Origin of the sequence: Longimicrobium sp. (assembly GCF_036280135.1) — a bacterium.
In the GTDB taxonomy this organism is placed as follows: Bacteria; Gemmatimonadota; Gemmatimonadetes; order Longimicrobiales; family Longimicrobiaceae; genus Longimicrobium.
Genome location: NZ_DASURI010000242.1, coordinates 1 through 7,746, shown reverse-complemented (window position 1 = coordinate 7,746; position 7,746 = coordinate 1). Strand labels below are relative to the sequence as shown.

5 protein-coding genes are annotated in these 7,746 nt (G+C 71.1%); 3 read left to right on the top strand and 2 right to left on the bottom strand.

Features of this window, described 5'->3' with window-relative positions; all coding sequences use genetic code 11:
* Positions 1-169: 169 nt before the first annotated feature.
* Together VFZ20_RS07455 and VFZ20_RS07450 are read right to left on the bottom strand one after the other, a co-directional pair.
* Positions 170-2,269: a TonB-dependent receptor gene (locus VFZ20_RS07455; RefSeq protein ID WP_329683219.1), complete on the bottom strand. Its 2,100-nt coding sequence runs from the start codon at positions 2,267-2,269 to the stop codon at positions 170-172.
* A 605-nt stretch (positions 2,270-2,874) separates the two neighbouring features.
* Entirely contained in the window at positions 2,875-4,320 is a 1,446-nt protein-coding gene (locus VFZ20_RS07450) for a 1-acyl-sn-glycerol-3-phosphate acyltransferase (protein WP_329683218.1), read from the bottom strand.
* Between the two features lie 737 nt (positions 4,321-5,057).
* Here VFZ20_RS07450 and VFZ20_RS07445 point away from each other — a divergent pair.
* From VFZ20_RS07445 to VFZ20_RS07435, 3 genes are all read left to right on the top strand, one after another.
* On the top strand, positions 5,058-6,143 hold the full coding sequence (locus VFZ20_RS07445) for an Ig-like domain-containing protein (protein WP_329683217.1): 1,086 nt from the start codon (positions 5,058-5,060) through the stop codon (positions 6,141-6,143).
* Positions 6,144-6,347: 204 nt separating this feature from the next.
* Positions 6,348-6,593, top strand: coding sequence for a GlsB/YeaQ/YmgE family stress response membrane protein (locus VFZ20_RS07440; protein ID WP_329683216.1), 246 nt, complete (start codon positions 6,348-6,350; stop codon positions 6,591-6,593).
* A gap of 25 nt (positions 6,594-6,618) precedes the next feature.
* The gene (locus VFZ20_RS07435; protein WP_329683215.1) at positions 6,619-7,632 is read left to right on the top strand and encodes a ferritin-like domain-containing protein; all 1,014 of its coding nucleotides are present in this window, start codon (positions 6,619-6,621) and stop codon (positions 7,630-7,632) included.
* Positions 7,633-7,746 lie beyond the last annotated feature (114 nt).

Sequence of the window (7,746 nt, the reverse complement as noted above, 5' to 3'; positions counted from 1 at the left end):
TCGCACACAAGATCCTTCGGTCGCGCCCAAAGTGCTGCGCACGTTCAGGTTGCATGCGGGCGCTCCCTCAGGATGACGCATCGCGGACGCGGGTTTCCAACAGCCTCTCTCAGAAGACGCTTCGCGCGGATTCACCCCCGTCCCCTGTAACCCGCGGTTCAGCGGTTCGTCAGGTGCCCGCGCTGATCCCGATCTGCAGCGTGCGCCCGGCGGCGGGAAAGTAGTACACCACCGACGGGTCCGCGCTGTCCTGGAAGCCCGTGGTGCTGTACGCGCGGTCCAGCACGTTGAACGCCTCGGCCCACACACGCAGCCCGCGCACGGGCACCGAAAGCCGCGCATCCACCCGCGTCCAGCCGGGCAGCCGCAGCGTGTTCGCATCGTCCACCCACGCGCCGCGCACGTCCGTCACCGTCACGCCCGCCGCCGCGCCAAACGCGAGCGGCACGTCCACGCCGCCGGCCAGCGTGTGCCGGGGGATGGCCTTGAGCTCATTGCCCGTGTTCTCCCCCAGGCGCGTCACGGCGGACTGCAGCGTGTAGTTGGCGAACGCGCCCCATCCGCCCACGGCGTCCAGGTTCAGCGCCGCCTCGATGCCGCGGTGCCGGCTGCGGCCAATGTTCACGTAGCGAAAGGTCTGCACGTCGAAGTCCAGCTCGTCGCGCATGTCCACCTGGTACGCGGCCAGCGACAGCGATCCGCCGACGGACGGCGACAGCGCCGCGCGGTGGTACAGCCCCGCCTCGTAGCTCACGCCGTACTGCGGGCGCAGCTCCGGGTTGCTGATGGTGATCTTCCACGGCTCGAACGGCACGGGCAGCGTCCGCCGGTCGAACAGCTGGTCCGGCGTGGCCGCCTTGAACGAGCGCCCCGCGTTGGCGAACACCCACCCCTCCTGCCCCGCCGCGCGCAGCCACTGCACGTTCACGCCGACGCGCGGGCTGAACGCCGTGTGCTCCGCCTCCGTCCGCTCGCCGATCGTCGGCGCGCGCGGGGTAAAGGCGTCGCGCAGCCAGTCCATCCGCCCGCCCAGCGACAGCCGCATGCGGTCCGACGGCCGCAGCTCGTAGCGGATGAAGCCCGCCGCCGCCGTCCGCGTGGCGTCGCCCGCCTCGTCCTTGGCGCTCGCGCCGGGCAGGGGCCCCGCGTAGTCCTCGGCGCTGCCCGTGAGCACGGTGAAGTACTCGCTGTCCATCCACCCCAGTGACCCGTCGAAGCCCACCGTCACGCGGTCGTCCCAGCCGATGGGCAGCCCCGGCGCGTCCACCTGCGCGGAGGCGAGGACGCGGCGCGTGTCCAGCGCGCGGCGCTTGGTGTCGCCAAAGTCCGGCGCCAGCGTGAGCGTGCGGCGGATGTTCGCGTCGCGCAGCTCCCCCGTCACGTAGCCGCTCACGCGCGCCGCGCCCGCGTCCGCCGATCCGTCCAGCGACAGCCGGTGCAGCCACTCGCCCGTGTGGTCAAAGCGGTAAAGGGGGGAGATCTGTGTGCGCGACCGGTCCAGCGCGGCGGCGGAAAGCGGCCCCGGCTCATCGAAGGAACGCCGGCGGCTGGCGGCGGACAGGTTCAGCGACGCGCCGGGCCGCTGCACGAGCCCCACGTCCAGCCCCCACGCCGTTCCGCTGCGCTCCGCGTGGTCGCGGTAGCCGTCCGTGCGCGACAGGTTCATCCACGCCTGCGCCGGCGCCCCCAGCAGCGCCCCGCTGAAGGCCGACGAGTACTGCAGCGCCCCGTCGCCGCCGGCCGTGGCCCGCGCGCGGACGGCGCCCGGCGGCATGCGCGTGATGACGTTCACCACCCCGCCGATGGCCGCGTCGCCGTACAGCGACGACGCGCCGCCGCGCACCACCTCCACGGACTGGATGGCGGCCAGCGGCACCAGGTCCCAGTCCACCACGCCCGTCTGCGGCGCGTTGAGCGGCTTGCCGTCCACCAGCACCGTCACGTACTCCGCCTCGCCCGCGCCGTAGAAGCCACGGACCGTGAGCTTGGGATCTTCGCCGCTGCCCTCGAAGTCGATGACGGAAAAGCCGGGCATCAGCCGCAGCGCGTCGCCCAGGGAGCGCACGGGCAGGCGGCGCAGCGTCTCGCCGGGGATGACGGAGACGGCGGCCGTGCTGGTGGCCAGCGGCGCGGGGGCGCGGTCCGCCGTCACCACGACGGCGTCCAGCCCCACGACGCGGGTGGTGTCCGCCGTCTGCTGGGCGGCGGCGGGCGCGGCCAGGCACGCGGCAACGGCCGCCGCGGCAATGCGGGGTGCGGTGCGGGTCACGGAAATCGCGAGGATGGGAGGGAGGGAGCGCGGGACGGCGTGCGCGGATCTGTGTAGATGATACGGATTCCGTATCAGACTCACAAGGCGCCGGAAATTCGGATTTGTACCCGGATCGCGTCAGGGCGATGATGCGACCCAGATTGAGTCATGCGAGGTGACCGGCGCGAACCGGGTACGGTGATCAGGCGAGCGGATGCGGTGATCGGGAGAGCCGGATGTGGTGATCAGGAGAGCCGGATACGGTGATCGGGAGAGCCGGGGAGATGATCGCAGTCCTCTCGCCGAGCGAATGAATTCGCCGCTGGAAACTCGCGAAGTCCACCTTCGTGGACTGCACCGTGACCTCCCGGCGAACGTGGGCAAGGGTGTACTCCAGGCGGCCTTTTCTGGGGCAGTCCGCGTAGGCGGACTTCGTGCCGTTCCAGCGGCGAATTCATTCGCTCGGCGCGGGGACTGCATCGTCGCTCCGACCCGAGACTGCCACCGGTCGCTCCGTCGAGGGGGCGGCTACCGTTGATCCACCGCGACACCGGCCATCACCGATCTGCTCAGGACGCGAACCGTCGCCGAGACCCGGCGGATGGGGAGATCGACACTCCCCCTCACCCCGCCAGGGCGGGGACGGCGATCCGCCGGGGCTGCGGCAGCAGGTGCGCGATGGAGTTGGCGTAGTAGCGCAGCACGATCATCTCCGCAGGGTTGGCGCCGAACAACCCGTCCGCCTCCGTGACGAGGTGGCGCATGCACAGCATCCGCAGCCCCACCGTGACGGCGTAGTCCATGTCCTTGCGCGGCACGTACACGCGCCCGCCGGCCGCCGTCACCTCGTCCACCAGGTCCGCCACGCGCCCCTTGAGCTCCAGCTCGCTCAGCTGCGCCGCCGGCTCGCGCATGAACACCGTCGCCACGAGCGACACGGGCAGCACGGGCACCACCTCGCCCACGGCGCGCATGAGCCCCGCGCCCAGCTCCGCGACGGCCACGTGGCGCGCGTCGCGGCCCAGCCGGCGAAAGTCCACGTCCCGCGCCTCGCACCAGCGGCGCATGCTCACCGGCGTCCCGAAGTTCACGCACGCGTACCCAAAGCGGTGCCAGCGGCTGCGCAGCATGAGCCACAGGTTGCGCCCCACGAAGCGGAACGTGTTCCCCAGCGCCTTCCATCCGCCCGTCCTGCGCCGCACGCCGTCCGCCTCCAGCAGCAGCGTGCGGTCTTCCAGCGTGCGGTCGTAGTTGATGCCCACGGGGACGAAGACCAGGTCGCGCTCCCCCGCGGGGTCAAAGCCGCGCACCATGTAGTCCAGCAGCCCCAGCTTGGGCGGGCGCAGGGCCCCGTCGCGCGACAGGCCGCCCTCCGGATACACGGCCTGCGTCACGCCGGCGGCGGTCGCCATCCCCACGTAGCACTCCAGCACGCGGCGGTACAGCTCGTCGTCGCTGCGGCGGCGGATGAAGTACGCGCCCATGCTGCGGATGAGCTGCTGCAGGGGCCAGATGCGCGCCCACTCGCCCACGGCGTAGCTCAGCGCCGCGCGCCGGGCGGCCAGGTAGCCCACCAGCACGTAGTCCATGTTGCTGCGGTGGTTCATCACGAACACCACCGTGCTCCCCTTCTGGATCCCCGCCAGCCCCGCCTCGTCGCTCCAGCCCAGCCGCACGCGGTACAGCAGCCGCGCCACCCGCCGCGCCAGCGCGTAGCCCAGGCGAAAGTACAGGTACGCGTTGAACGCGGGGACGATCTCCCGCGCGTACCCTTCCGCGCGCGCCGTGGCCAGGTCCAGCGGCACCCGGTGCTCCGCCGCGTGCTCGCCCACGGCCTGCACCACGCGCGGGTCCGACATCAGCCGGTCCACCAGCACCTGCCGCCGCGCCAGGCGAAACGGCTGGATCTCGATGGGCAGCGCGCGGTTCACCTCCTCCAGCACGCGCAGGGCGCGCTGGCGGATGAACCAGCGCACGCTGGGCACCATCAGCCGGTCCAGGACGGCGACGACGGCCAGCGCCATCAGCACCACGGCCAGCCAGAACGGAAGGGTCACGCTGCCGCCCATCGGGGGACCTTCAGGGGGATGGGGATCGGAAGAGGAGGCGGAGGATCGGCCTCCACATGATTAATCCGCGATCCCGCCGCGGACAATCCGGATGATGAACGGACGGCGGATGCGTGGATGCGGACGGCCGATGCGGAGGCGCGATCCACGGAGGCGGGCGATGCGCTTCGGCCGGCGTGCCGGACGGGCTGATGCGCGGTGGAGATTATGCCGATTGCGGATCTGATCCGGTATGGGCACCTCCAAGCCCGAGCGGCTGAAGCCGCCGCAACGACTGCGGAAAGCCTCGCAAACTGCGCGAGGCTTCAACTACGTGAACGCCGCCGCGGTGCACGCCGGCCGACTCCCGCTGGGGCAGTCCGCGCAGGCGGACTTCGTGCCTTTCCAGCGGCGGATTCATTCGCTCCGGCTGGGGGACGGCCGTTACCGGATCAGATCCGCAACGTGCATCTTCTCCGACATGGGTCGATCGACCCCTTTCGCCGCGCGGATGAACCATCCCCTGTCCCATTGTCGACAACAACGAGCCCCGCGCAACGTCCTCCAAAAGTGACACCGCCCCGGAGCCGGTTTTTCCGAAGATCCACCTAACTCGTTTCCGCGCAATCCGTTCTCGCCGGGCCACGGATGGGGATCCTTCTTGCCTTTCCGGATCACCGACGGAGCGGACGACATCAGCCCCGCTCCACCTCGCGAACGATCATCGACACCCTGCCCGATACGATCCGGAGCCCGCCATGACCACCGCACGAAAGCGCATTGCATGCTCGGCCCTGCTCATGGGCCTTTCCCTGGCCGCCGCGTGCGGCGACACCCCCACGCAGGCCGGCGGCGGCGAAGGTCCCGGCGGCGGCGGCAACCCGGGCCCGGTCGTGGACGACTCGGGCGTGGTGGACCTCGTGCGCATCGCGCCCGACACGCTGACCCTCCTTGCACAGGGCGGCCACCGCATGGTGCAGGCGACGGCGTTCAACCGCTACGGGGCCGCGCTGCGGGGTCGGGTGATCGGCTACCGCAGCAGCGACGCGAGCGTGGCCCGCGTGGACGAATCGGGCAACGTGACGGCGCTCACCCCGGGGCGGGTCGTGATCACGGCCTCGCTGGACGGAAAGCAGGCGCAGGCGCGGGTGGAGGTGCTGCCGCTGACGGTGGATTCCGTGGCCGTGAGCGTCCGCTGGCTGCAGGTGCAGTGGGGCACCACCCGCGCCCTGGGCGCCACGCTCTACGCCGCCGACGGCCGCGTGCTGAGCGACCGCGGCATCGCGTGGACCACCAGTGACCCCGAGGTCGCCACGGTCGACGCGATGGGCCGGGTGACGGCCCTGCGCGGCGGTCGCGCGTGGATCACGGCCACGAGCGAGGGCCGTTTCGCCCGCGCCGAGATCATCGTCCCCGACGTCAAGCAGATGACGCTGGCCCGGGCCGATGGCACCTCGCTCCCGGCGACGCTGATGGACTCGCTGTACAACGACGGCAACGGCGCGTACCGCCGCGTGCGCGTGGTGGCCACCGAAGGCACGCTGCGCCTGGACAGCCGCACGGGCACGTACGAGCAGACGGTGACGCTGCGCACCACCGTCAGCCGGTTCACGTGCACGGACTGGGGCTCGTGCATCGGCGCGGGCCCGGAGCAGGTGGAGGTGCGGCAGGTCTACGACCGCGGCGAGCTGCTCTACAACGTGTTCTCGGGCGAGCCCATCTTCGAGTCCAGCGTGTACGAGGGCTGGGACTACTACGCGCAGAACGCGCCCGACGACGGCTTCACCGTCTGGCAGGCGCTGCCGGGAACGCGCGCCTACCTGGGCTGGCTCTACCGGCTGTGAGCCGCGCGAACGCTGGCGGATGACGACGAACGGCCGCCCCCGCGAGGGGGCGGCCGTTCACTTCGTCATGGGTTGCCCGCAAGCCCCTGCCGCGGGGCGGGGTGGGCGGCAGGCGCAAAATCGGCACGGAGTCTGCGTTGGCGGGGCCCCGACGGCGGTCCCATGAGAGGGGGCCGGTCCGATTCACCAACACGAGAGGGACCCATGAGCATCATCTGGATGATCATCGTAGGCCTGATCGCCGGCGCGCTGGCCAAGCTGATCATGCCGGGCCGCGACCCGGGCGGCATCATCGTCACGATCCTGCTGGGCATCGCGGGCTCGGTGGTGGGCGGCATGCTGTTCGGCGGCCGTGACGGGCAGGTGGGCATCATCGGCTCCATCGTGGGCGCCATCATCCTGCTGGCCCTGTACCGGCTGGTGGTGGGCCGCCGGCGGACCCACATCTAAACCCTAACGGTTTCGGAGGCGCGCGATGGCAGCCAGCGACATGAAGGAACTGCTCACGCACGAGCTGGGCGACCTGCTCTACGCGGAGCAGCTGATCCTCAAGATGCTCGGTACGCTCACCCGGGAGGTCAAGAACCCGGAGATGCTGAGCCGGGTGCAGGAGCACATCGGCGAGACCGAGGAGCAGATCGAGCGGCTTCGGCGCGCCTTCGAGTCCATCGGGGAAAAGGCCAAGGCGGAAAAGTGCGACGCGGCCATCGGCCTCAAGGAGGAGCACGACTCCTTCAAGAAGGAAGAGAAGCCGAGCAAGGCCATGCTCGAGGCGTTCGACCTGGGCAACAGCCTGCGCGTGGAGCACTACGAGATCGCGGGCTACCGCTCGGCGATCGCCGTGGCCACGGCGCTGGGCGAGCGCGAGTGCGTGGCGCTGCTCAGCGAGAGCCTGCGCGAGGAGGAGGCCATGGCCACCTTCATCGAGCGCAACTCCGTCAAGGCGCTCAAGGGCCTGGCCACGGGGATGGACCTGGCCAGCGGCGCCGCCGAGGTGGTGCTGAACGTGGAGAACGGCGGCTCGTCGTCCGGTTCTTCGCGCGGCAGCGGCGGCGGATCGAAGTCGTCGTCGGCGACCGGCAAGACGGCGAGCAAGTCCGCCAGTCGGTCCAGCGGCAGCCGCGGCAACGGCAGCAGCACGTCGAGTGACAGCAGCCGCTCGTCCGGCAGCCGCGGCTCGTCGTCCTCGTCGGGCGGCAGCAAGTCGGGCGGGAGCAGCAGCAGGTCGTCGGGCGCGAGCAAGACGGCCAGCAAGTCGTCCAGCCGCAGCTCGGGCGGGTCGTCGTCCAGCCGCACCACGGCGGAGCGGTCCAGCGGCAGCCGGTCGTCGGGCGGCAAGTCGAACGGCTCGTCGTCGGGCGGCAGCAAGTCCGGCGGCGGCAGCTCGCGGTCCACGGCCAGCAAGTCCACGGGCGCGTCCAAGTCGGGCGGCGGCAAGTCCGGCTCGTCGCGCAGCCGCAGCGGTTCCGGCAGCGGCGCCCGCGCCTGATCGCGGACTGACGCCATCCGAGGCCCCTTCCCGCGGTACGGGGAAGGGGCCTCGGGCGTTTGGGGAACTGATTTTCTCACGCAGAGGGAGCAGAGGCAGCAGAGTACTTCATCG